17 protein-coding genes are annotated in these 21,539 nt (G+C 70.7%); 9 read left to right on the top strand and 8 right to left on the bottom strand.

The genetic code is table 11. The features are described from left to right. Positions 1-67 precede the first annotated feature (67 nt). From eccCa to EDD27_RS50280, 3 genes are read left to right on the top strand one after another with little or no spacing between them, the layout of a single operon-like run. A complete protein-coding gene (eccCa, locus tag EDD27_RS50290) occupies positions 68-4,066 on the top strand; it encodes a type VII secretion protein EccCa (RefSeq protein WP_127939796.1) in 3,999 nt (1,332 codons plus the stop codon). After that, positions 4,053-4,385 (top strand): hypothetical protein, encoded by a 333-nt coding sequence (locus EDD27_RS50285; protein WP_127939795.1) that lies wholly within the window; start codon positions 4,053-4,055, stop codon positions 4,383-4,385. Before eccCa ends, EDD27_RS50285 begins: the two co-directional genes overlap by 14 nt. Then, complete coding sequence (locus EDD27_RS50280; protein ID WP_127939794.1) at positions 4,382-5,488, top strand: WXG100 family type VII secretion target; 1,107 nt, start codon at positions 4,382-4,384, stop codon at positions 5,486-5,488. The genes EDD27_RS50285 and EDD27_RS50280 overlap by 4 nt, the downstream gene beginning before the upstream one ends. Before the next feature lie 44 nt (positions 5,489-5,532). Here EDD27_RS50280 and EDD27_RS50275 read toward each other — a convergent pair whose 3' ends face one another. The 3 genes from EDD27_RS50275 to EDD27_RS50265 form a co-directional block, all read right to left on the bottom strand. Continuing rightward, on the bottom strand, positions 5,533-7,797 hold the full coding sequence (locus EDD27_RS50275) for a serine/threonine protein kinase (protein ID WP_127939793.1): 2,265 nt from the start codon (positions 7,795-7,797) through the stop codon (positions 5,533-5,535). 127 nt (positions 7,798-7,924) lie between these two features. Continuing rightward, positions 7,925-9,067 (bottom strand): S8 family serine peptidase, encoded by a 1,143-nt coding sequence (locus EDD27_RS50270; RefSeq protein ID WP_127939792.1) that lies wholly within the window; start codon positions 9,065-9,067, stop codon positions 7,925-7,927. Positions 9,068-9,159: 92 nt separating this feature from the next. Beyond that, a complete protein-coding gene (locus tag EDD27_RS50265; RefSeq protein WP_164904149.1) occupies positions 9,160-9,432 on the bottom strand; it encodes a WXG100 family type VII secretion target in 273 nt (90 codons plus the stop codon). A 125-nt stretch (positions 9,433-9,557) separates the two neighbouring features. Here EDD27_RS50265 and EDD27_RS50260 point away from each other — a divergent pair, with 125 nt between their 5' ends. The 3 genes from EDD27_RS50260 (at position 9,558) to EDD27_RS55150 (ending at position 13,588) form a co-directional block, all read left to right on the top strand. After that, positions 9,558-10,277, top strand: coding sequence for an SDR family NAD(P)-dependent oxidoreductase (locus tag EDD27_RS50260; RefSeq protein ID WP_127939791.1), 720 nt, complete (start codon positions 9,558-9,560; stop codon positions 10,275-10,277). 24 nt (positions 10,278-10,301) lie between these two features. Next, positions 10,302-12,050 carry an acetyl/propionyl/methylcrotonyl-CoA carboxylase subunit alpha gene (locus tag EDD27_RS50255; RefSeq protein WP_127939790.1) on the top strand — a complete coding sequence of 583 codons (1,749 nt, stop codon included), beginning with the start codon at positions 10,302-10,304 and terminating at the stop codon, positions 12,048-12,050. Positions 12,051-12,220: 170 nt separating this feature from the next. Beyond that, entirely contained in the window at positions 12,221-13,588 is a 1,368-nt protein-coding gene (locus EDD27_RS55150) for a hypothetical protein (protein ID WP_164904148.1), read from the top strand. Positions 13,589-13,652: 64 nt separating this feature from the next. Here the strand turns inward: EDD27_RS55150 and EDD27_RS50245 are convergent, their stop codons facing one another. After that, positions 13,653-14,045 (bottom strand): hypothetical protein, encoded by a 393-nt coding sequence (locus EDD27_RS50245; protein WP_127939789.1) that lies wholly within the window; start codon positions 14,043-14,045, stop codon positions 13,653-13,655. A gap of 72 nt (positions 14,046-14,117) precedes the next feature. On the opposite strand from EDD27_RS50245, the gene EDD27_RS50240 reads away from it, so the two are divergent. Beyond that, positions 14,118-14,648 carry a GNAT family N-acetyltransferase gene (locus EDD27_RS50240; RefSeq protein WP_127939788.1) on the top strand — a complete coding sequence of 177 codons (531 nt, stop codon included), beginning with the start codon at positions 14,118-14,120 and terminating at the stop codon, positions 14,646-14,648. 384 nt (positions 14,649-15,032) lie between these two features. On the opposite strand, the gene EDD27_RS50235 is transcribed toward EDD27_RS50240, so the two are convergent. After that, on the bottom strand, positions 15,033-15,542 hold the full coding sequence (locus EDD27_RS50235; RefSeq protein ID WP_127939787.1) for a GNAT family N-acetyltransferase: 510 nt from the start codon (positions 15,540-15,542) through the stop codon (positions 15,033-15,035). Beyond that, complete coding sequence (locus EDD27_RS50230) at positions 15,539-16,405, bottom strand: SCO6745 family protein (RefSeq protein WP_127939786.1); 867 nt, start codon at positions 16,403-16,405, stop codon at positions 15,539-15,541. The genes EDD27_RS50235 and EDD27_RS50230 overlap by 4 nt, the downstream gene beginning before the upstream one ends. A gap of 32 nt (positions 16,406-16,437) precedes the next feature. On the opposite strand from EDD27_RS50230, the gene EDD27_RS50225 reads away from it, so the two are divergent. Next, the gene (locus EDD27_RS50225; RefSeq protein WP_241564669.1) at positions 16,438-17,040 is read left to right on the top strand and encodes a CGNR zinc finger domain-containing protein; all 603 of its coding nucleotides are present in this window, start codon (positions 16,438-16,440) and stop codon (positions 17,038-17,040) included. Between the two features lie 84 nt (positions 17,041-17,124). Then, the gene (locus EDD27_RS50220; protein WP_127939784.1) at positions 17,125-17,694 is read left to right on the top strand and encodes a putative glycolipid-binding domain-containing protein; all 570 of its coding nucleotides are present in this window, start codon (positions 17,125-17,127) and stop codon (positions 17,692-17,694) included. Positions 17,695-17,699: 5 nt separating this feature from the next. On the opposite strand, the gene EDD27_RS50215 is transcribed toward EDD27_RS50220, so the two are convergent. After that, on the bottom strand, positions 17,700-18,704 hold the full coding sequence (locus EDD27_RS50215) for a LacI family DNA-binding transcriptional regulator (RefSeq protein ID WP_127939783.1): 1,005 nt from the start codon (positions 18,702-18,704) through the stop codon (positions 17,700-17,702). Continuing rightward, entirely contained in the window at positions 18,701-21,472 is a 2,772-nt protein-coding gene (locus EDD27_RS50210) for a glycoside hydrolase family 3 protein (protein WP_241564668.1), read from the bottom strand. Before EDD27_RS50210 ends, EDD27_RS50215 begins: the two co-directional genes overlap by 4 nt. Positions 21,473-21,539: the final 67 nt, after the last annotated feature.

Raw genomic sequence — 21,539 nt, 5'->3', positions numbered from 1 at the left:
CGGCCACATATAAGGATGGCGCATCTGGTAAGAAAGTGTTTCAGGTGACAGGAGGGTTGTCCCGTCAGTGAGCATTGTTGTCGTCCGGCGTCCTGAGCGCCGTCCGAGCCCCCAGCCACCGCGCGGGGAGATCCTGCTGGAGTCTCCGCCGGAGATTCCCGAGGTCCAGCCGGCCGGGCTCGGCGGCGTCCTCATGTACGTCCCGATGCTGGCCGGTGGGGCGGCCATGGGGCTGATGTTCACCGCGGGCGGCCACTCCAGCCCGATCATGTACGTGGCCAGCGGACTGTTCGCCGTCTCGATGCTGGGCATGACCGCCGGCCAGTTCGGCCGCAACGCCAGCGAGCGCAAGAACCGGCTCAACGGCCTGCGCCGGGACTACTTCCGTTACCTCTCCCAGATCCGCAAGAGGGTCCGCAAGGCTGCCGTCCAGCAACGCGAGGCCCTCGAGTGGAGCGGCCCGGCCCCCGACACCCTGTGGTGGGTGGCCATGGGGCCGCGCCTGTGGGAGCGCAGGCCCCGCGACGACGACTTCGGCACCGTACGCCTGGGCACGGGCGTGCAGAAGCTCGCCGTGCAGCTCATCCCGCCCGACTCCAAGCCGATCGAGGACCTCGACGCGTTGACGGCGGGCGCGCTGCGCAGGTTCGTCAGGGCCCACTCCACCGTGGCCGGGCTGCCGGTCGCGGTCGCGCTCAACTCCTTCGCCCGCATCCACCTCAGCGGCGACCCGCGTGCCGTCCGCGGCCTCGTCCGGGCGATGATCGCCCAGCTGGCCACCTTCCACTCCCCCGACGACATGCGCATCCTCGTGTGCGCGAGCAAGGAGTGGATGCCGCACTGGGACTGGGTGAAATGGCTGCCGCACGCGCTGCACCCCGAGGAGGTGGACGCGGCCGGCCAGGTGCGGCTGATGGGCGAGAACCTGGGGCAGCTCGACCAGCTCGTGGGCGACGAGCTGAAGGAACGGGCCAGGTTCCGGCCGGGCACCTCGACGGACGCGTTGCCGTACCACGTGGTGATCGTGGACGGCGGGCACGTGCCGCACGACTCCCAGCTCGGCACCGACGCCATCCAGGGCGTCACGGTGATCGACCTGTCGGACGCGACCGGGCCGGTCGAGGAGGCCAGCACGCTGCGGCTGGACATCCGGCCCGACGGCTTCCACATGGTGAAGATCGACCACGCCGGCAAACGCTCCACGACCCGGCTGGGCGACCCCGACTCGCTGGACTACCCCCGCGCCGAGGGGCTGGCCAGGCAGCTCGCGCCGCTGCGGGCCTCGGCAGGCTCGGGCGGCGAGTCGCAGGACCTGCTGAGCACCAACACCACGCTGACCGACCTGCTCGGCGTCGGCGACCCCGCCAGGCTCCAGCCCGCGGTCACCTGGCAGCCGAGGGCCGGCCGCAACAGGTTCCGCGTGCCGATCGGCCTGGGCGGCGACGGCAGGGTGGTCGAGCTGGACATCAAGGAGTCGGCACAGGGCGGCATGGGCCCGCACGGGCTGGTCATCGGCGCGACCGGCTCGGGCAAGTCGGAGCTGCTGCGCACGCTCGTCCTCGGGCTCGCGATCACGCACTCGTCCGAGATCCTCAACTTCGTCCTGGTCGACTTCAAAGGTGGCGCGACGTTCCTCGGCCTGGACACGCTGTCGCACGTCTCCGCCGTGATCACCAACCTGGAGGACGAGCTCCCCCTGGTCGACCGCATGCACGACGCGCTGCACGGCGAGATGGTGCGCAGGCAGGAGCTGCTGCGCGCGGCCGGCAACTACGCCTCGCTGCGCGACTACGAGCGGGCTCGCGAGCAGGGCGCGGACCTGCGGCCGATGCCGACGTTGTTCATCGTGCTGGACGAGTTCAGCGAGCTGCTGGCGGCCAAGCCGGAGTTCATCGACCTGTTCGTGATGATCGGCCGGCTGGGCCGCTCGCTCGGCGTGCACCTGCTGCTGGCCTCGCAGCGGCTGGAGGAGGGGCGGCTGCGCGGTCTGGACACGCACCTGTCGTACCGGATCGGCCTGCGGACGTTCTCCGCCATGGAGAGCCGGGTGGTGCTGGGCGTGGCGGACGCGTACGAGCTGCCGTCCGCGCCGGGCAACGGCTACCTGAAGTACGACACGAGCGGCATGACCAGGTTCAAGGCCGCCTACGTCTCCGGCGCCCACCACGAGGACCCGGCCCAGGCCGTCGCCGCGGACGGTCAGGCGCCGCTGCGCGAGATCGTCGAGTACGGGCCCGCGTTCATGCCGCTGCCCGAGATCACCACGCCCGTCCAGACCACACCGCAGGAGGATGACGAGCCCGCGAGCCGCAACCAGCGCAGCCTGCTCGACGTCGTGGTCGGCCGGCTGGCCGGGCACGGGCCGGCGGCCCACCGCATCTGGCTGCCGCCGCTGTCCGAGCCGCCCACCCTCGCCCACCTCATGCCGCCGCTGTCCGTCACGCAAGAGCACGGCCTGACCACTGCGGGCTGGGCCGGGCGGGGCAAGCTGCACGCCGTCATCGGCATCATCGACAAGCCCTTCGAGCAGCGGCGCGACCCGTTCTGGCTGGACGTGTCCGGCGCCGCGGGCCACGTGGGCGTGGCCGGCGGCACGCAGAGCGGCAAGAGCACCGTGGTGCGAACGCTGATCGCGAGCATGGCGCTCATGCACACGCCGCGCGAGGTGCAGTTCTACTGCCTGGACTTCGGCGGCGGCGCGCTGGCCTCGTTGGAGGGGCTGCCGCACGTGGGCGGTGTGGCCACCAGGCTCGACGCCGAGCGCGTGCGCCGCACGGTGGCCGAGGTCGGCGCGATCCTGGAGCAGCGCGAACGGGACTTCGGCGAGCACGGCATCGAGTCGATCGTGACGTACCGGCGGCTGCTCGAGGAGGGCGCCATCGAGGGCGACGGCTGGGGCGACGTGTTCCTGGTCGTGGACGGGTGGCTGACGCTCCGGCAGGATTTCGACTCGCTGGAGCCGACGATCACCGACATCGCGGCACGCGGGCTCGGCTACGGCATCCACCTCGTCGCCGCGACCAACAAGTGGTCGGAGTTCCGGCCCAGCATCCGCGACCTGCTCGGCACCAAGATCGAGCTCAAGCTCGGCGACGCGTACGAGTCCGAGGTCAGCAGGAAGAAGGCCCTCGCTGTCCCCGAGGGCGCTCCCGGGCGCGGGCTGACCAAGGACGGCTTCCACTTCCTGTCCGCGCTGCCCAGGATCGACGGCGTGCAGAACGCGACGGATCTCGCGGCCGGGGCGCGCGGGCTGGTGCAGGCCGTCCGCGACTCCTGGCACGGCCCGGTGGCGCCCCCGGTCCGGCTGCTCCCGCCGGTGTTGTCCGTCTCGGCGCTGCCCGACGACCCGGACCGCATCCCGATCGGCATCGACGAGGCCTCCCTGTCTCCCGTGGCGCTGGACTTCGACGCCGACCCCCACTTCGTGGTGTTCGGCGAGAACGAGAGCGGCAAGTCGAACCTGCTGCGCCTCATCGCCGAGGGGCTGGTACGCAGGAAGCAGCCGAGTGAAGCCATGATGATCGTGATCGACTACCGCAGGTCGCTGCTGGACTCGGCGGCCACCGAGCACCGCATCGGCTACGCGGCCTCCAGCGCGGCCGCCACCGAGCTGATCAACGACGCCAGGGGCGCCCTGCTGAGCCGCCTGCCGCCGGCGAACCTGACACCCGAGCAACTCCGCGACCGCAGCTGGTGGCAGGGCTCGGACCTGTACATCTTCGTCGACGACTACGACCTGGTCGCGACCTCGTCCAACCCGCTGCTGCCGCTGGTCGAGCTGCTGCCGCAGGCCCGCGACATCGGCCTGCACCTGGTGCTGGCCCGCCAGATGGGCGGCGCAGGCCGCGCCATGTTCGACCCGGTGATCCAGCGCATGAAGGACATGGCGACCCCGGCGCTGCTCATGTCCGGCAGCAAGGACGAAGGTTTCCTCTTCGGCAACGTGCGCCCCCAGACGCTGCCACAGGGGCGCGGTCACCTCGTGGACAGGCGGTTCGGCGCGCGCCTGATGCAGACCGCGTACCTGGACACCGGACCGTCAGGAGGCGAACGTGGCGGATCTTGACATTCACCTCTCCGCACTGGACCGATGCCGGCAGGCCATCAACAAGGCGGCCGGCCAGTACGAGGACACCCTGCGCGAGCGCAACCCCGGCAAGCAGAGCTACGACGAGCACGGCAACCTGCGTAACAACCGCACCCCGGTCAACGAGGAGATCTTCGGCGACCTGCCCGACTCCGGCCTGCTGGCCGCGGCCGCCGACAACGTCTGGACCACGCTGGCCAGGGAAATGGACCAGGCCTACCGCAAGCTCGACGGCACCGAACGCGGCCTCAGCAGCGTCGAGGAGAACATTCGCGCCGCGCACCGAGGGACCTCGTGAGCGTCTCCGACCTGCCGGAGTACCAGCAGCTCATGGAGATGCTCAGGAAGGTGACCGGCGACCCGGACAAGATCACGTCGCTGGCCGGCGCGTGGCGGAGTGCCTCCGGCGACCTCAACGAGTTCGCCGGAGAGTTGGGGGCGGCGGTCGAGGTCGTGGACGACGCCTGGAAGGGCCGCTCGGCCGACCAGTTCGACACCTACATGCGCAAGTACGGCAGGGCCGCCGAGGAACTGAAGGGGGCCCTGTCCAGCTGCGCGTCCTCGCTGGACGGCGTCGCGAGCGCGCTGCGCGAGGCGCGCACCGAGATCAGCGCCATCCGCAAGGACCTGGTCACCAACGCGCACAACTACGAGGTCCGCTACTTCGCGAACAACTCCGAGGCGACCGAGGAGGACGTGAAGCCGGAGCTGCGCAGGATGGTGAACGAGGCGCTCGGCGAGGCCCGGCCGTGGCTGAACAAGGCGAAGAGCGCCGTGCACAAGGCCCAGGGCGACATCAACCGGTTCCTCACCGAACGCGAGCTGCTCTTCCGCGACATCCCGGACGTGACGCTCCAGGAGTTCACGCCGGCGCCCGGACGGAAGATCGAGTGGAAGCCCGACCCCGGCTACCAGACACAGGACCGCACCTCCCTCGAAGGTCACCGAGGCGGCGGCTCTGCGGGCGGCGGCGGCTCCACAGGCGGCTACGGCGGGTACGGCCCGAGCGGTCCGCCCCCGCCCGGCGGCGGGCCCGCGCCGACGGGCCAGGTCAAGGAGTGGATCGAGCAGGCCATCGAGATCCTGACCCGGCACGGCGTGCCCGCCTCGAAGATGAACGCCAACGACATCTGGATGATCATCCAGCACGAGTCCGGCGGGAACCCCAACGCGATCAACAACTGGGACTCGAACGCGGACCGCGGCACGCCGTCCAAGGGCCTGATGCAGACCATCGACCCCACGTTCAACGCCCACAAACTGCCCGGTCACGGAAACATCTACGACCCCGTCGACAACATCATCGCGGGCGTTCGGTACGCGATCTCACGCTACGGATCGGTGTCGAACGTGCCGGGTGTGGTCAACACCAAGAACGGCCTGGACTACGTCGGCTACTGACCGGCGTTCAGGGCCCGGACGCGAGGTCCGGGCCCTGGGACGGCTCAGCCGCAGTTGGCCCAGCCGACGCTGGTGCGCTGCGAGCCGACGCTGCCGGAGAACTTCACGCACTTGCCCTTGGCGGGCAGCTTGACCGGCCCCGCGTAGTACTCGAAGTTGCCCGAGTCCGTGGCCGAGCCCCCGCCCTGGACGTCCAGGGTGGCGCTGACCGGGGTCTTCTTGCCCACGTCCGCGGACTTCATGGTGACCACGCAGTTCTGGCCGGTGCTGTTGTTCCACAGCTGGTACGTGGTGCCGCCGGTGAACACGCTGGAGCGCTGGATGGAGAAGCCGGCCCCGCACACCTGCTGAGGCGTGTACGGGTTCTTCGCCGGCGGCTGCGTGGGCTTGGCCGTCGTCTTGGTCGGCGTGGGCTTCGCCGTGGTCTTCGTGGGGGTCGGCTTGGCCGTCGTCTTCGTGGGAGTGGGCTTCGCCGTGGTCTTCGTCGGGGTCGGCTTGGCCGTCGTCTTCGTGGGCGTCGGCGTCGGCTCCTCCGTCGGCGTGGGCTCCTGGGTGGGGGTCGTGCTCGGCTTCACCGTCTTGGTGACGGTGGCCGTGGGCGTGTGCTTGCGCTTCTTGGTGGGCGTCGCCCGGACCGGGGCCGATCCCGTCGCGGTGGGCTGCGTGGTGGGGATCGGCTGCGTGGGCACCGGGGCCGGCGTGGGGGGCATGGTCGTGAGCTCGGGCACCGGGGGCGAGGCCGACGTGTCGTCGGTGGGCAGGATCATCGGGCCGATGCCCGAATCGTCAGTGCTGCCCGTGGTGTTCCAGGGAACCGGGACATCGGGCTGCGTCTGCTGCGGGTCGGCGCCGACGGGGTTGGAGCCCTGCGGCACGGGAGCCACCGAGGTGCCGGCGGGCACCGGGACCTGGTCCGCGTTGGCCTGAGCCACGGAGGCAGGGTTGACCGGCTCCAACTTCACGTACCTGTTGGCGCCCCACAGGCCCAGGCCGGACAGGAGCACCACCACTCCGACGCCGGCGACCAGCGCCACGGGGAAGCCCCGGCGCGGTGTCTGGGCGGCGGACCCGGCGGGCATCGCCTCCAGCCTGATCTGGTGCGGCGGCTGCGGGTCCTGCTCCGGCGGTCCCCACATGGGCGCCTCGGGCTGCTGCGGCACCGGGGGCGGCACGCTCATGCCCTGCATCGGCGGCGGCCCCTGAACGGGCGCACCGTGCACGGGTGGCCCCTGCACCAGCGGCCCCGGCACGGGCGGGTACCCCTCCATGGGCGGACCTTGCACCGGCGGCCCCTGCAGCGGGGGACCTTGTATGGGAGGACCCTGCAGCGGGGGCCCCTGCATAGGAGGACCCTGCAGCGGAGGGCTCTGCATGGGCGGACCCTGCAGCGGAGGGCCCTGCATGGGAGGACCCTGCGGGGGCGGGCCCTGGATCGGGCCCTGCGCCAGCGGGATGTGGATCGGCGGAGCACCCTCGATGAGCGTGGGCTGACCCTGGTCGGGGATCGGCACGCCTGGGACCGGAACGCCTTCGATCACCGTCTCCGGTGCGGCCGGCGGCCGGGCGGCGCCGGCGTCGCCGAGCACCTGCATGAGCGCGCTGTACGTGGTCGGCCGCTGCCCGACCTCCTTCGCCAGTGCCGACAGCAGCACCCTGCGCATCGGCTCGGCCTCGACGTCCACCTCGGGCTCGGCGTTCAGCACCGCCTCCCGCCCGTCGAACGGCGGACGGCCGGACCCCGCGAAGGCGATGATCGAGGCCCAGGCGAACACGTCCGCGTACGGACCGTACTGCAGGCCGGCGAGCTGCTCGGGAGCCTGGTAGACGACCTCGCCGACGGGCTCGCCGAGCGCGGCGTCGGTCACTCTCGGACCGTCGGCGCCGAGGATCACGTTGTGCGGCGTCAGCGATCCGTGCGACAGCCCGGCGAGGTGCACGGCCGACAGCGCGGTCAGCACCCCGACCGCGACCCGCTCGAGCGCGTCACCGCTCAGCGCCCCGTCGTCCGCCACCACCTGGGCGAGGCTCTTGCCCTCGACGTACTCGCGGACGACGTACGGACGATCCTCCAGCCGGCCGGCGCCCAGCACCCTGGCCACGTAGGAACTCGACACCCGCTTGGCGCGCAGGTATTTGGCCAGCGCGTCCGGGCCGGTCTCAGGGTCGGACGGGAGCAGCTTGATGGCGACGATGGGCGCGTCTTCGGATTCCCGTCCGAGGAAAACCTCGCCCCGCGGCCCCTCTCCCAGGAGACCGACGATGGCGTACTCGCCGATCTGCTCTGGATCACCAGGGCGCAAAGGGTTCATGACCAGACCTTTCACAGCAAAGCATGATCTCGTCACATTGAACCAGATCTGTCACATCAGCATCAGTTGTTTGCCGCCCCACTCGACAATTCACAGTCCCGTTTCCTTGCAGACGCTGTGAGGCCCGTCACTCGGCGCGTCCGGGCCGCCAGCCCCTGCGCCGGCCCATGGGGATCACGACGCGGGCGGCGGCCACGAGCAGCGCCAGTCCCAGCGCCGACCCGGCGATGATGAGGGCGAGGTCGACCGCGTTCTGGTCCACGGGCGGGACCTTTGCCACGGCTCCACGCGGGAGCGGGCTGGCCGGAGGCGGGGCGACCACGGGGGCGTTCGCGGGCTCGAAGGGAAGGACGGCGCTGAGCGCCTGCATGGGGTTGACCATGCCGGCGCCCTTCCCCGCGCCGGTGGCGCCGTCGGCCGTCGCGATGATGCGCTGCCGCACCTGGGCCTGGTCCAGGGTGGGGAAGCGGGCCCGGACGAGCGCCGCCACCCCGGACACGTACGGGGCCGCGTAGCTGGTCCCCTTGAGGTCCTTGTAGTAGGAACCTCCCGGCCAGGTCGAGGTGATGCCCTGGCCCGGACCGAGCACGGCGACAGGCGTCTTGGGGTTGGAGAATTCGGACAGGAGGCCGTTCGGCCCGGCCGCGCCCACCGCCAGGACGCCCTCGTAGGACGCCGGGTAGTCGCGGACAGGGGTGCCGTCCTCGCTCTTGATGTTGCCCGCGGCGGCCACGATGACGGCGTCCTTGGCGAGCGCGTAGTCCACGGCCGCCTTGAGCGAGGGCTGGTCCGTCGTCGAGATCGACACGTTGATGACCTCGGCCCCCTGGTCGGCGGCCGACTTGATGGCCCTCACAAGCAGGTCGAGCCCCTCGGACCGCTCGGCGTTGGTCTGCTTGTACGACAGCAGCCGCGCGCCCGGCGCCATGCCGTAGAAGAGCACGCCCTGCATGTATTGTGCGCCGATGATGCCCGCCACCGCGGTCCCGTGCCCTACGCAGTCGCGGTAGCCGGTGCCGGTGAGGTCGGCTCTGCCTGCCAGGCGGATCTGCGGATGTTGCAGGTCGACGCCGCTGTCGATGATCGCCACACGCACGCCGGCGCCGGTGGACAGCGACCAGACACGTTTGGGGTCGAGCCGTTTCTGCGCCCAGGACTCGCTGCTCTCCAGGACGCCCCTGGGCGGGTTGCAGGGCTCACGAGCGGCCGTCGCGGGCGCCAGCGGAACCTGCAGGGCGAGCACGCTCGCCACAAGGGCGCGACCAATCATGGCGGAAAAGCGTAGCTTGCCCGATTCGGCGCGTTGCCCGGTTCAACGGAAAGAAGCCCCAGCGGCGCGTCGCCAGGGCTCCGTTCCGTTGATCATTTCGTCGCGGACTCGATGTTCTGCCGGTAGGTGCCGATGACGCGAGAAGCCTCCGCGAGCTCCTCCGTCATGCGCTGGAAGGCCGTGCGGTAGTTCTGCCAGGCCTGCTGGAAACGCTGCGCTCCGGGACCCGTCCACGCCGTGCCGACCTTGGCGGCCTCGCGGTCGAGCGCGGTCATCGTGGTGCGGACCGCCTCCGACTGCTGCGTGAACTGGCTGGCCATCTGCTGCATTTCCGCGGGATCGCCGCCGAGCATACTCTGGCTCATGCAAACCTCCTGACCGTGTGAAAGCGCCATCACACTAAAGGGGGTACACCGGGCGTCGTCGTGGTTATACCGAGCGGCTATGGTCTTCCAGAGGAAGATTCGGATTTGACGGGAGCTGTCCGGGCATGCGCGAGGTTGTGGTGACCGGCGGCGGCACCGGGATCGGCTACGCGATCGCCGCGGCGTTCTCCTCGCTGGGCGACCACGTCACGATCACCGGCCGCCGCGAGCACGTGCTGAAAGAGGCCGCCGAACGGCTCGGCGCGGCGTACGCGGCCTTCAACGCCGCCAGCCCCGTCGCCGTCAAGGAGGCGCTCGACAGCCTGCCGTCGCGCGTGGACGTGCTCGTCAACAACGCCGGCGGCAACACCAACCTCGACCGCAGGCAGCCGGACGACCTGATGGACGTGGCCGAGGCGTGGTGGGCCAATCTCAACGCCAACCTGATGTCCGCCGTGCTGGTCACGACCGCGCTGGCGCCGCGCATGAGCAAGGGCGGCCGGATCGTGTCGATCGGCTCGATCGCCGCCCGCGGCACGGGCTCCGGCTCCTACGGCGCCGCCAAGGCCGCCATCGAGTCCTGGACCGCCGACCTGGCCGCCGAGCTGGGCCCCAGGGGCATCACCGCGAACGTCGTCTCCCCCGGCCTGGTCCTGGACACCGAGTTCTTCCGCGGCCGCCTCACGGAGGACGGCATCAGGGCCCGCGTGGAGAACACGCGTAACGGCCGGCCTGGCACTCCATCTGACGTGGCGGATACCGTTCTGTACCTGGCCTCCGCGGGAGCCGGGCACGTCACCGGGCAGGTGCTCCACGTCAACGGCGGCGCGTACCTGGGCCGCTGACTCTCACAGGAAGGACGGACATCGGTGCGGAAGGTTCTGATCGCCAACCGCGGCGAGATCGCCGTACGGGTGGCCCGTGCGTGCAAGGACGCCGGCATCGCCAGCGTGGCGGTCTACGCCGACCAGGACCTCGACGCACTGCACGCCAGGGTGGCCGATGAGGCCTACGCGCTGGGTGGACAGTCCCCTGCCGAGACCTACCTCGACATCGCCAAGCTGCTCGACGTGGCGTCCCGCTCGGGCGCCGAGGCCGTGCATCCCGGGTACGGCTTCCTGGCCGAGAACGCCGCCTTCGCCGAGGCCGTCATCGACGCGGGCCTGATCTGGATCGGGCCGCCCCCGGCCGCGATCGCCGCGCTCGGGGACAAGGTGCAGGCCAGGCACATCGCGCAGAAGGTCGGCGCGCCGCTCGTCGCGGGCACCAAGGACCCGGTGTCCGGGGTCGGCGAGGTGGTGGCGTTCGCCGAGGAGCACGGGCTGCCGATCGCGATCAAGGCCGCGTACGGCGGCGGCGGGCGCGGGCTGAAGGTCGCCCGGACCCTGGAGGAGATCCCCGACCTGTACGACAGCGCGGTACGCGAGGCGGTGGCGGCCTTCGGGCGCGGCGAGTGCTTCGTCGAGCGTTACCTGGACCGGCCCCGCCACGTCGAGACCCAGTGCCTGGCCGACGCGCACGGCTCCGTGGTCGTGGTCTCCACCCGCGACTGCTCGCTGCAGCGCCGCCACCAGAAGCTGGTGGAGGAGGCGCCGGCGCCGTTCCTGTCGGCCGAGCAGGAAGCGCTGCTGCGCGACAGCTCCAAGGCCATCCTGCGGGAGGCGGGATATGTCGGGGCCGGGACGTGCGAGTTCCTCGTCGGCCAGGACGGCACGGTCTCGTTCCTGGAGGTCAACACCCGCCTGCAGGTCGAGCACCCGGTGACCGAGGAGGTCGTCGGCATCGACCTCGTACGGGAGATGTTCCGCATCGCCGACGGCGAGCCCCTGGGCTACGACGACCCGCCCCTGCGCGGCCACTCCATCGAGTTCCGCGTCAACGCCGAGGACGCCGGGCGGGGCTTCCTGCCCGCCCCCGGCACCATCACCGGCTGGCGCGCTCCCTCCGGTCCCGGCGTGCGCCTGGACTCCGGTTATGAGCAGGGCGAGACGGTGCCCGGAGCGTTCGACTCGCTGCTGGCCAAGTTGATCGTGACCGGGCGCACCCGGCAGGAGGCGTTGGAGCGCTCGCGGCGGGCGCTGGCGGAGTTCGAGATCTCCGGGATGCCGACGGTGCTGCCGTTCCACCGGGCGGTCGTCGCCGACCCGGCTTTCACGTCCGCGCCGTTCTCCGTGCACACGCGGTGGATCGAGACCGAGTGGGACAACACGATCCCGCCATACGCGGAGGAGGTGGCCGCGACCGAGGCCCCGTCGCGCGAGACGGTGACGGTCGAGGTCGGCGGCAAACGCCTGGAGGTGGTCCTGCCCGCGGGGCTCGGCACGTCCGCCGCTACGCCTGCGGCGAACAAGGCGCCGCATCGGCGCGGCGGCGGCGCGGCCAAGAAGTCCGCGGCGGGCGGGGACTCGCTGGTGAGCCCGATGCAGGGCACGATCGTCAAGCTGGTGGCCGCCGACGGGGACACGGTGCACGAGGGCGACACGGTCGTCGTGCTGGAAGCCATGAAGATGGAGCAGCCGCTGGCCGCGCACAAGTCCGGCACGATCACCGGTCTCACGGCGGCCGTGGGCCAGACGGTGACGTCAGGCGCGGTGATCTGCGAGATCAAGGACTCCTGACCCACCGCACGTGACCTTGACTTGACGTCAATGGGATGGGTAAGAGAATTCGCAGCCCCAGGATCTTCGTCGAGGGTGTGCGCCTGCGGGCTTTCCTGCGGGTAACGTGCGCAGTGAGGAACTTTGCCGACCGCCCATTCGTCCTCAAGGGCGAAGGAGGCTTGCTGCCAATGACCCATTCGCTGCGCCGAGCAGGGGCCGCGATCGCGGCTCTGATCGTCGGTCTATTCGTCGTTCTTGCGCTGTCCCCTGCCGCCAACGCGGCGGCGGCTCCCCCTGACGCTCAGTCGGTGGTGTCCAACTGGAAGAACAATCCGCTTTACGTGGTGTCCGGCTCCCCCTTGACGTCGGACCAGCAGAGTGAGATCAGTGACGCGCTGAAGGGAGCCGACAGCAAGATCTACGCTGTGGCGCTTCCCGACGGGACCGTGGACAACTCCACCATTGCGCCGTTCATGAGCTCGCTCAACTCCGCGCTGACCGCGGCGGGCCGGCCCCGCGCCACCATCGCGGTGCTCGACGGCCAGACGTTGTTCGCCGCCTCGAGCGCCATCCGCCGGAGCGGCATGGCGGGCGAGCTGGCCAATCGCGCCGTCACTGCCAACTCTGACGTCGTCGACGGGATGAAGGACTTCGTCAACCGGGTCGACGCCGCCGTCGCGGGCAAGACGCGCACGGCTCTCGACACCGGCAGCCAGGCCAACCCGGGCGCCGGCGGCACCGCCGCGCTGGTCGGCCTGGGCGTGCTGGCCCTGGTCGGCGGTGGCGGCTACTTCCTCTACTCCAGCAACAAGAAGAAGAAGCGCGCCATCCAGGAGGCCAAGGACCTGGCCGCGGTCAAGCAGACCGTGGACGAGGACGTCACCAAGCTCGGTGAGGAGATCACCGCTGTCGACGCCGACGTCACCCTCTCCGGTGAGGGCGGCAAGCACATCGACGAGTGGCAGACGGCGCTGGACTCCTACGAGAAGGCCAAGACCCAGCTGGCCACCATCGAGCGTGTCGACCAGGTCCGCGAGGTCACCCAGACCCTCGAGGACGGCCGCTACGCGCTGGCCGTGGTCAAGGCCAAGGTCAACAACGAGCCGGTCCCCGAGCGGCGCGCGCCCTGCTTCTTCAACCCGCAGCACGGCCCGTCGGCCCGCGACGTGCGCTGGGCCCCGCCCGGCGGCGCCGTCCGCGACGTGCCCGCCTGCCGTGCGGACGCCGAGGCCGTGGAGCGCGGCTTCGACCCGCAGATGCGCGAGGTCATGGTCGACGGCCAGCGCCGGCCCTACTACGACGCGGGCCCGGCCTACCAGCCCTACGCGTACGGCTACTACGGTGGCTTCGGCGACATCATGACCGGCATGTTCATCGGCACCATGATGGGCAGCATGCTGAGCGGCGGCTGGGGCATGGGCGGCTACGGCGCCGGCTACGCCGAGGGCGCCGCTGACGCCGGCGCGGGCGACTTCGGCGGCGGAGACGGCGGCTGGGGCGACTTCGGCGGCGGCGGCGGAGACTTCGGAGGCGGAGACTTCGGCGGCGACTGGTAGCCGATCAATCATCACAAAGCGCTCCCCCGGGACGACCGTCCCCGCGGGGAGCGCTTCTTGTTGCTCAGCCGTTCCGTTCGGGCAGCCCGCCGATGGCGGCGATGACCGTCTTCGTCTGCGGGCACGCCCACACGGCGACGCCGCCCGTGACCGTGGCGCTCAGCGGGTGGGTGTCCGGATGCGCCGGGCATTCCGGCCAGACTGCCGGCAAACCCTCCAGCCACAGGGCTTCGACGGCCCACTCCTGCACCTGATCAGCGAGATCGGCCACTTGATGCGGGGTGTCGCCACCGCGGCGGATCTGCACGCCCTGCCCGCTGCCGTCGGGAGCGTGCAGCCAGACGAACGGCTCTTCCCAGCTTCGAACATCGGCCAAGCGGACGGTGGGCCGCACCGCGCAGTTCGCGTAGAGATCCTTGAGCGCGGGCTGCAGCGTCGCAGGGAGCACCTTATCCATGAGGCGATTCAAACCCGGCTCGTGTCCCCGTGTCACGAGGGCAGCTCGGCATCAAGGCGTAAGATCACCTGAATGACCTACCTGGCCGTGGGCAGCCGTGTCGGCATCCGCCGTGTCTCCCGCCGGGACCGCTCCGAGTTCCTGGCCTTGAACAGGGAGAGCGCGGAGTTCCTCGCCCCGTGGATGCCCGGCACGCCCATCACCACACCTGAGGCCTTCGACGCCTACATCGAGCGCTTCATCGGCCCCGCGCACGACGGGTTCGTGATCTGCCGCCTGGACACCGGCGCGATCGCCGGGCGGGCCAACATCAACAACATCATCCGGGGCACCCATCAGGCCGGGACCCTCGGTTACAACGCCTACGCGACCACAGCCGGCCGCGGTTACATGACCGAGGGCCTGCGGCTGCTCGTCCAGTACGCCTTCGGCGAGCTCGCGCTGCACCGCCTGGAGGCGAACATCCAGCCGTCGAACACCGCCTCACTCAACCTGATCAAACGTGCCGGGTTCCAGCGCGAGGGCTACTCACCCAACTTCCAGTTCATCGACGGCGCGTGGCGCGACCACGAGCGTTGGGCCATCACCGCGGAAATGGTCTGAACGGGTGGCGCATCGCCCACACGGTGCCGTGGGTGATGGCCTCGCCCAGGCTCATGGGCAGGCCGGTCTGGCAGGACATGCGGGCCGGCCGACCGACTCACGGGCCCGCCGGGCCCACGAGTGGCAGGACCGGTCAAGAGATCTGATCTGGCCGGTGAACTGAGCTGATCGATATGGGCGAGCGCAAGGCATGGTCGGACAAGCGCGCCGAGATCATGACCAGTTCGTGAAGCGAGCTGACCTTCCACGACGTGGCGCCGAGTTCCGCATCGAGCTCTCCGGCGATCACTCGCACGGCGTGGTGTAGAGGATGTCGTCGCCGAAGTGACGACGCCATCCGTCGGCGGTGAGACCCGCGGAGGTCGCTGGCGGTCTCGCTCGGGATCAGCGGGTGAATACCACGATGTCGGCCTCCGGCCTGGTCAGGCGCTGCCAGCCCAGCTTTTCGTAGAGTCTGATCGCATCGACCGCCGCCGGGGCGGTGAGCAGCCAGCAGGCGTCGGCGCCATCGCACAGCAGGTCGAGGATGCGTCCCGCCAGTCCCTGGCCGCGCGCGTGCGGACTCACCGCGAGCTCGTCGACCTCCAGCGCCCCGACCAGGCGCGCTTCCACCTCGTCGCCGAGCTCCGCGCGTACCCGATCGTAGGCGCGACCCGTGGGAAAGGGGCTCTGGGTCGGCCATGCCGTGCCTAATCCCGCGGGCACACCGTCGTGGCCGGCCAGCACCGCCGCGAACCCAGGGCGGTTGACGTCTGCGGTCAGGCGCTCGGCGAAGTCGGCGGCGCCGTACCCGTCCTCATACCAGGGTGAGCCGCTGAATGCGGTGCGGTAGATGTCGACCAGTTGGGCGGTGCGGGCGAGTGCCTCCGGTCCGGTGAGTCGTTCGAGCTTCATGCGGGTACCCGTACCTTGCCGATGCCCAGGGTGCTCGTCGCCGGTAGCAGGCCTGACTCGAAGACCGCGCCGAGCAAGGGCCGGTTGAGATCGGCCAGGCGCTCGGCCTTCGCCTCGCCGAGGACTCGCCACGGCTCGGCGGCCAGGTCGTCGGTGAGCCGCTCGACCTGGTCGCGCAGGGCCTGTCCGGCCGCGGTGGCCGATCCTTCGGCATCGATGAGGCCGCGGCTCGCGAGCCGTTCCCGCGCGGCTGCCCATTCCTCGGGGCTCCAGCCCCGTCCGGCGAAGTTGGCGACGGGGGCGGCTCCGACCGAGGCGAAGGAGACCAGAGCCTCGCAGGCGTCCAGGCCGACGGCCTGCAAGGCGGTCAGGTGTCCGTCGCCGCGATGTTCACGCAGCACCGTGTACGCCTGCCACAGGGCCAGATGCGGCTCGTCCGGCCAGGGCAGGTCGAGGTTGGCCGCGGCCAGCGGCCGGTGGCCGATTTGGATGCTCTCCGCGGTCCTGACGGCCAGCTCAGCCGCCTCTTTCAGGTCGGGCAGGTCGCCGGGCAACGCGTGGATCGTACGGTCCATCGCGCGCAGGCGGGCGTCGAGCACCTGCTGGGGCGTCGCGGTGGCCCAGATGCCGGGCACATGGTCGGCGATCATCGCGGGGCTGAAACTGTAGTAGGTGGCGGCGACCAGCCTCGAGCCGGCGGCGCCGAGCGGCGCCGTGCGCCAGGCGAAGTAGCTCGGCCAGCGCGAGATGACGTCGTAGCCGAGTCCCGCCGCCTCCTCGAAGGCCTCAGGGCTGAAGTAGAGCGTCGCATGCACCGGCTCGATCTGATGCCACATCTGCCGCGCGAGCGATCCGAAACTCATCACACACCTCACTGTCTATATAAACTATGCCAGTGACGATAGATCCGTGGCGCATCACTGGTCAACCTGAAATAGACAGTTATGTTGGGGGAAGGGTCGAGCTGGCGGTCCTTCTGGTCAACTGCCTGGCTGTCACCACGGCACATGGCAGGCCCGTCACGCCGCCGCAATCCGGGGAGGAACGGCGCGCCGCCATCAACGCCCAGCTGGCCGCGGCCGGTCGCCCGCCCAGCGCGCTCACCGTCGCCGACGCCGACCGGCTGGCGGAGGTCGCCGGGCAGCTACGCCCGGTCTTCGGTGCGGGCGATCGCATCCTCGCCGTCGTGGCACAGCTCAATGATCTGCTGATCCGCCACCAGGCCGTCGCCAACCTGCACGACCATCCTGACCGGCCCCCGACACTGGCCTTCCACCGGGCCGATGCCGGCCTGGTGGACGCCTGGGCCGCGGACATGGGCACGGCACTGGCCATGGTCATCGGTGTCGGCCAGTCCATTCGCCTCGGCGCCTGTCAGGCCGGCAAGTGTTCCCTGGTCTTCTTCGACACCACGCGCAATGCTTCCCGCCGCTTCTGCGATCTGTCCTGCCAGAACCGCGCCAAAGCCAGCGCCTACCGGGCCAGACGGAGAGCGTGAGACACCCGCCGCCCGAGCTCGAGGCGGCCCACGTGGGGCCGTGGCGAGTGGCCGTCCTTCTCAACAGCCTGGCAGGATCGGTTCGTGACCTTCACACCTCCGCCGAAGACCGCCGCCTGGCGGCACGCCGACGTGCAAACGGGCTTCGAGGTGGTCTACTTCCGTCCGCTGGGCGACTGGTACCGCATCGAGGGTTGTACGACCGGCGTCGAAGAGGGCCGGACCTGGATCGTCGGCTACGCCATCGACGTCGACTCGCGGTGGATCACGAGACGCGCCGAGGTCACGGGACGGTGGGTGACCGGGTCCCGGCGCACCACCCTGGAGAGCGACGGGGACGGCCACTGGCTGGTCGACGGCGCACCCGCCCCGCACCTGGACGGCTGTTTCGACGTCGACCTGGAGTCGTCGGCGATGACCAACGCGTTCCCCGTGCACCGCATGCGGCTGGCCGTGGGCGCCGCGTCCGAAGCCCCCGCCGCCTACGTCCGTTCCCTGGACCTCGCCGTCGAGCGCCTCGAACAGCACTATGCCCGGGTCGACGGCGAGAGCTACGACTACGTCTCGCCGGGCGACGGGTTCTCCTGCCGCCTGGTCTACGACAAGGCGGGTTTCGTCCTGGACTATCCCGGCATCGCCGTGCGGGCCTTGTAGGCCCCTCAGGTGCTGCTGCGGACGGCCAGCAGCGGGGTGAGGAGGGTGGAGTCCGGCACGGCGCGCCCTTCCAGCTTGTCCATGACGAGGCGCACCGCCTCCCTGCCGACCTCCTCGGCCGGGATCAGCACCGAGGTCAGGGCCGGGCTGGCGCGCTCGGCCACGTCCTCGGGGCAGATCGCCACCACGGCCATGTCGTGCGGCACTCGCCGGTTCAGCTGGCGCAACGCCGCCATCACGTGCCCCACCGCGGCCTCGTTGTGCACCACCAGCCCGGACAGGCCAGGATGGTCGAGGAGCAGGTCGCGCACGGTCTCGTAGACCTCGTCGAACGTCTCCTCGCAGGGCAGCGCCACACCCTTGAGCCCGTGGTCGGCCATGGCGGCCTCGAAGCCCTCGCGGGTGCGGGTGGCGAAGCCGGTGCCGCGGTCGTACACCACGGAAGGCGCCCCGAGCAGGGCGATCTCCCCGTGCCCGCGCTCGGCCAGGTGCTCCACGCAGCGCGCCCCGGCCGCGTGGAAGTCGAGGTCGACGCAGGTCAGCCCGGCCGGCTCGGCGGGGAAGCCGATGAGCACGCTCGGCTCGGCCAGCTCGCGCAGCAGCGGCACCCGGCGGTCGTCCAGCTCCACGTCCATGAGGACCAGCGCGTCCACCAGCGCGCTCGCGGCCACCCGGCGGATGCCGGCGGCGCCCTCGTCGGCGGTCAGCAGCAGCACGTCGTGGTCGAAGCGGCGGGCGGCCGTGACGACGGCGCTGGCGAAGCGCATCAGCACGGGCACGTGCATGCCTGCCCGCAGCGGCAGCACCAGCGCGATCACGTTGGAGCGCTTGCTCGCCAGGGCCCGGGCGCCGGCGTTGGGGTGGTAGCCGAGCGCGCTGATGCTGTCGAGCACCCGCCGCCTGGTGTCGGCCGAGATCGTCCGCTTGCCGCTGAGCACGTACGAGACCGTGCTGACGGCCACGCCCGCGTGCTTGGCGACCTCGGAGATCGTGACCGTGCGCCGGCTCAAGCCCCGGCTCCGAAGTCGAGCTGGACCAACGTCACGCCGTCGTTCTCGAACACCACATAAAGATCCTGCACCCCGTCGGGGGCCGCAAGGGGTGCCGTGATGGCGTGATAGTCGTAACGGTCCGTTCTGGGCACCGGGAAGGTCGCCAGGGCCTGGCCGTAGAGCGGGTCGCCGCGGCGGATCGTGATCATGCCGCCTTCGCTGCTGCCGGCCGTGGCCACGCAGGCCGTGACGCCGGTGAGGTCCACCTGCCGGAACAGGATCCAGGCGCCTTCCTCGTCCGACCGCACCGCGTCGCCGTCCACCCTGGTCTCGTCCACGAACGTGATCGCGTCGTACTCGTCGTGGCCGGCCGCGCGCAGCAGCCCTGCTTGCGGCGGGATGGCCTCCCCTTCGACCTCGAAGCGGGCGCTCAGGCGCAGGTCGGTGGCGCTGCGGCCGACCATGAGCTGGTGCGGCGCGCTCTCCACCACGAACCTGTTCCTGGTCACGTCCCAGAAGGCCAGCTCGGACACGGGTATTTCCAGGGTCACGGTCCGGCTCTCGCCGGGTGCGAGGCGGGCCTTGTCGAACCCGCGCAGGCGGCGCACCGGCTGCTTGACGCGGGAGCGTTGCTGATGGGTGTAGAACTGGACGACCTCCACACCGGGCCGGTCCCCCGTGTTCGTCACCGTGACCTCGGCGGTGATCACGCCGTCCGCGTTCCGGACGCGCAGGTCGGCGTACTCGAACGTGGTGTAGCTGAGGCCGTGGCCGAAGGGGTGCAGCGGGGTGCCGCGGAAGTACAGGTAGGTGGCGTCCGCGGCGATGATGTCGTAGTCGAGCAGGTCGGGAAGCTCCTGCTCGGAGCGGTACCAGGTCTGGGTGAGGCGGCCCTCCGGGTCCGCGTCGCCGAAGAGCACCTCGGCCAGGGCGTGGCCGTACTCCTGGCCGCCGTGGGCCGACCAGAGCACGGCGGGCACCTCGTCGTCGGTCCAGGTGAGCGGGTAGCCGCTGGTGATGACCATGACGGTGCGGGGGTTGGCCTTGCGCACGGCCGCGACCACGGCGTCCTGAGCGGAGGCGAGGGCCAGCGTCATGCGGTCCTCGGTCTCGCGGCCGTTGACCAGCGGATGGTCGCCGACCACCACGACCGCCACGTCGGCGTCCGCGGCCAGGCGGGCGGCCTGGTCGGTGCCGCTCCTGAGCACCTCCATGGCCAGCCACACGGCCTGGTCGGCGTCGTCGACCAGGCGCAGCACGCCGTCCTCGCCCGCGCCGACGTAGCAGCCGGTCGAGATGTGGCGCAGGGCGAGCGTGCCGCGCGGCCGTTCCTCCATGCGGAAGGTCTCGCGCACCTCCCACCCGTTCGGCCCCGGCTGGTCGTTCACCAGCGTTCCGTCGACCACGGACACGAACCGGCCGGTCGTCACGGAGCGCAGCGCGTACGCGCCGCCGCCCCAGTCGAACAGGTCGAACGCGCCGGCCTCCGCCGTCCTGATCTGCAGCGGCCCGCCGGCGGGGTCGGCGATGACCGGTCCCGCGTCGGCGGTCAGCGTCACGCGGTCCACGGCCTCGCAGAAGACGGTCTCGCACCGCTCGGCCAGCCCGGCGCGGGCGGTCACGGCGTAGGGCAGGGTGCCGCTGTACCAGTCCTCCATGAGCGTGTCACCGAGCTGCCCGATCACCGCGATCCTGGTCACGTCCGCCAGCGGCAGCAGGCCGTCGTTCTTCAGCAACACGAATGAGCGCCGCGCCGCCTCCCTGGCCAGCGCCTGGTGGTCGGGGCAGTTGACCACGCTCTCGTCGATGTCGTCGTACGGCGTCGCGGGGTCGAACTCGCCGAGCCTGAGCCGGATCGACAACGCGTGCCGCACGGCCGCGTCGACGTCCTCCTCGGCCAGGAGGCCCTGCTCCAACGCGTGCCGGAGATGCCCGAGCGTGGCCTCGCTGCGGTCGTCGTCCTGGGTGAAGCTGTCCAGCCCGGCCTTGACCGCGTGGGCGTACGCCTCCGGCAGCGTGTCGTGGTAGCCCTGCAGCGAGGTGAGGTTGCCCGGCGCGTACGCGTCGCTGACGACCAGCAGGTCGTCCGGCGCCCACGTCCGCAGCACGCTGTTGATCAGCGGGCTGAGGTGGGCCGGCCGGCCGTTGACCAGGTTGTAGGACGGCATGACGGCCACGGCCACGCCCTGCTCGATGGCCGGCCGGAACGCGGGCAGCTCGTATTCGTGCAGCACCCGCGGCGGCATGCTGCTGGAGGTCGTGCAGCGATCGGTCTCGTTGTTGTAGGCGAGGAAATGCTTGAGCGTGGGGGCGGTCTTGAGAACTTCGGGAGCGCTCCCACGAAGTCCGCGCGCGTAGGCGGTGGCCATGACTCCGGTCAACCACGGATCCTCGGAGTAACCCTCCTCGTTGCGCCCCCACCGAGGGTCACGCAGCGGGTTGACCACGGGCGCCCACACGTTGAGCCCCGCCCCGGCCGGGTCCTTGTGGTGAAAGGCCAGCACCTCGTCGCTGGTGGCCTCGCCGACGCGTCTCATGAGATCGAGGTCCCACGTCGAGGCCAGTCCGATGGCCTGGGGAAACACGGTGGCCGGGCCGAGCCAGGCCAGGCCGTGGAGCGCCTCGGTGCCGGTACGGAACGCGCCGAGGCCCACGCGCTCGACGGGCGCCTGGTACTGGTGCAGCAGCCCGACCTTCTCCTCGAGCGTGAGCCTGCGCACCAGGTCGTCGATCCGGTCGGTCAGGGGAACCGAGGGGTCGCGGAAGGGGGGTTCGTGCATGGTCATCCCTCTAAGAGTGTCGAAGCGCTTCGACGACCGGCCTGGGGAAGTTACGCGGACATTTCGGTGGGTT

It is taken from the genome of Nonomuraea polychroma (assembly GCF_004011505.1).
Taxonomy (GTDB): Bacteria; Actinomycetota; Actinomycetes; order Streptosporangiales; family Streptosporangiaceae; genus Nonomuraea; species Nonomuraea polychroma.
This window is presented reverse-complemented; position numbering and strand designations above follow the sequence as displayed.

Excerpts from the sequence above, each read along its gene's own strand:
- EDD27_RS50275 (WP_127939793.1), bottom strand. The coding sequence starts at position 7,797 with ATGAACCCTTTGCGCCCTGGTGATCCAGAGCAGATCGGCGAGTACGCC.
- EDD27_RS50270 (WP_127939792.1), bottom strand. The coding sequence starts at position 9,067 with ATGATTGGTCGCGCCCTTGTGGCGAGCGTGCTCGCCCTGCAGGTTCCG.
- EDD27_RS50265 (WP_164904149.1), bottom strand. The coding sequence starts at position 9,432 with ATGAGCCAGAGTATGCTCGGCGGCGATCCCGCGGAAATGCAGCAGATG.
- EDD27_RS50260 (WP_127939791.1), top strand. The coding sequence starts at position 9,558 with ATGCGCGAGGTTGTGGTGACCGGCGGCGGCACCGGGATCGGCTACGCG.
- EDD27_RS55150 (WP_164904148.1), top strand. The coding sequence starts at position 12,221 with ATGACCCATTCGCTGCGCCGAGCAGGGGCCGCGATCGCGGCTCTGATC.
- EDD27_RS50245 (WP_127939789.1), bottom strand. The coding sequence starts at position 14,045 with ATGGATAAGGTGCTCCCTGCGACGCTGCAGCCCGCGCTCAAGGATCTC.
- EDD27_RS50240 (WP_127939788.1), top strand. The coding sequence starts at position 14,118 with ATGACCTACCTGGCCGTGGGCAGCCGTGTCGGCATCCGCCGTGTCTCC.
- EDD27_RS50235 (WP_127939787.1), bottom strand. The coding sequence starts at position 15,542 with ATGAAGCTCGAACGACTCACCGGACCGGAGGCACTCGCCCGCACCGCC.
- EDD27_RS50230 (WP_127939786.1), bottom strand. The coding sequence starts at position 16,405 with ATGAGTTTCGGATCGCTCGCGCGGCAGATGTGGCATCAGATCGAGCCG.
- EDD27_RS50210 (WP_241564668.1), bottom strand. The coding sequence starts at position 21,472 with ATGACCATGCACGAACCCCCCTTCCGCGACCCCTCGGTTCCCCTGACC.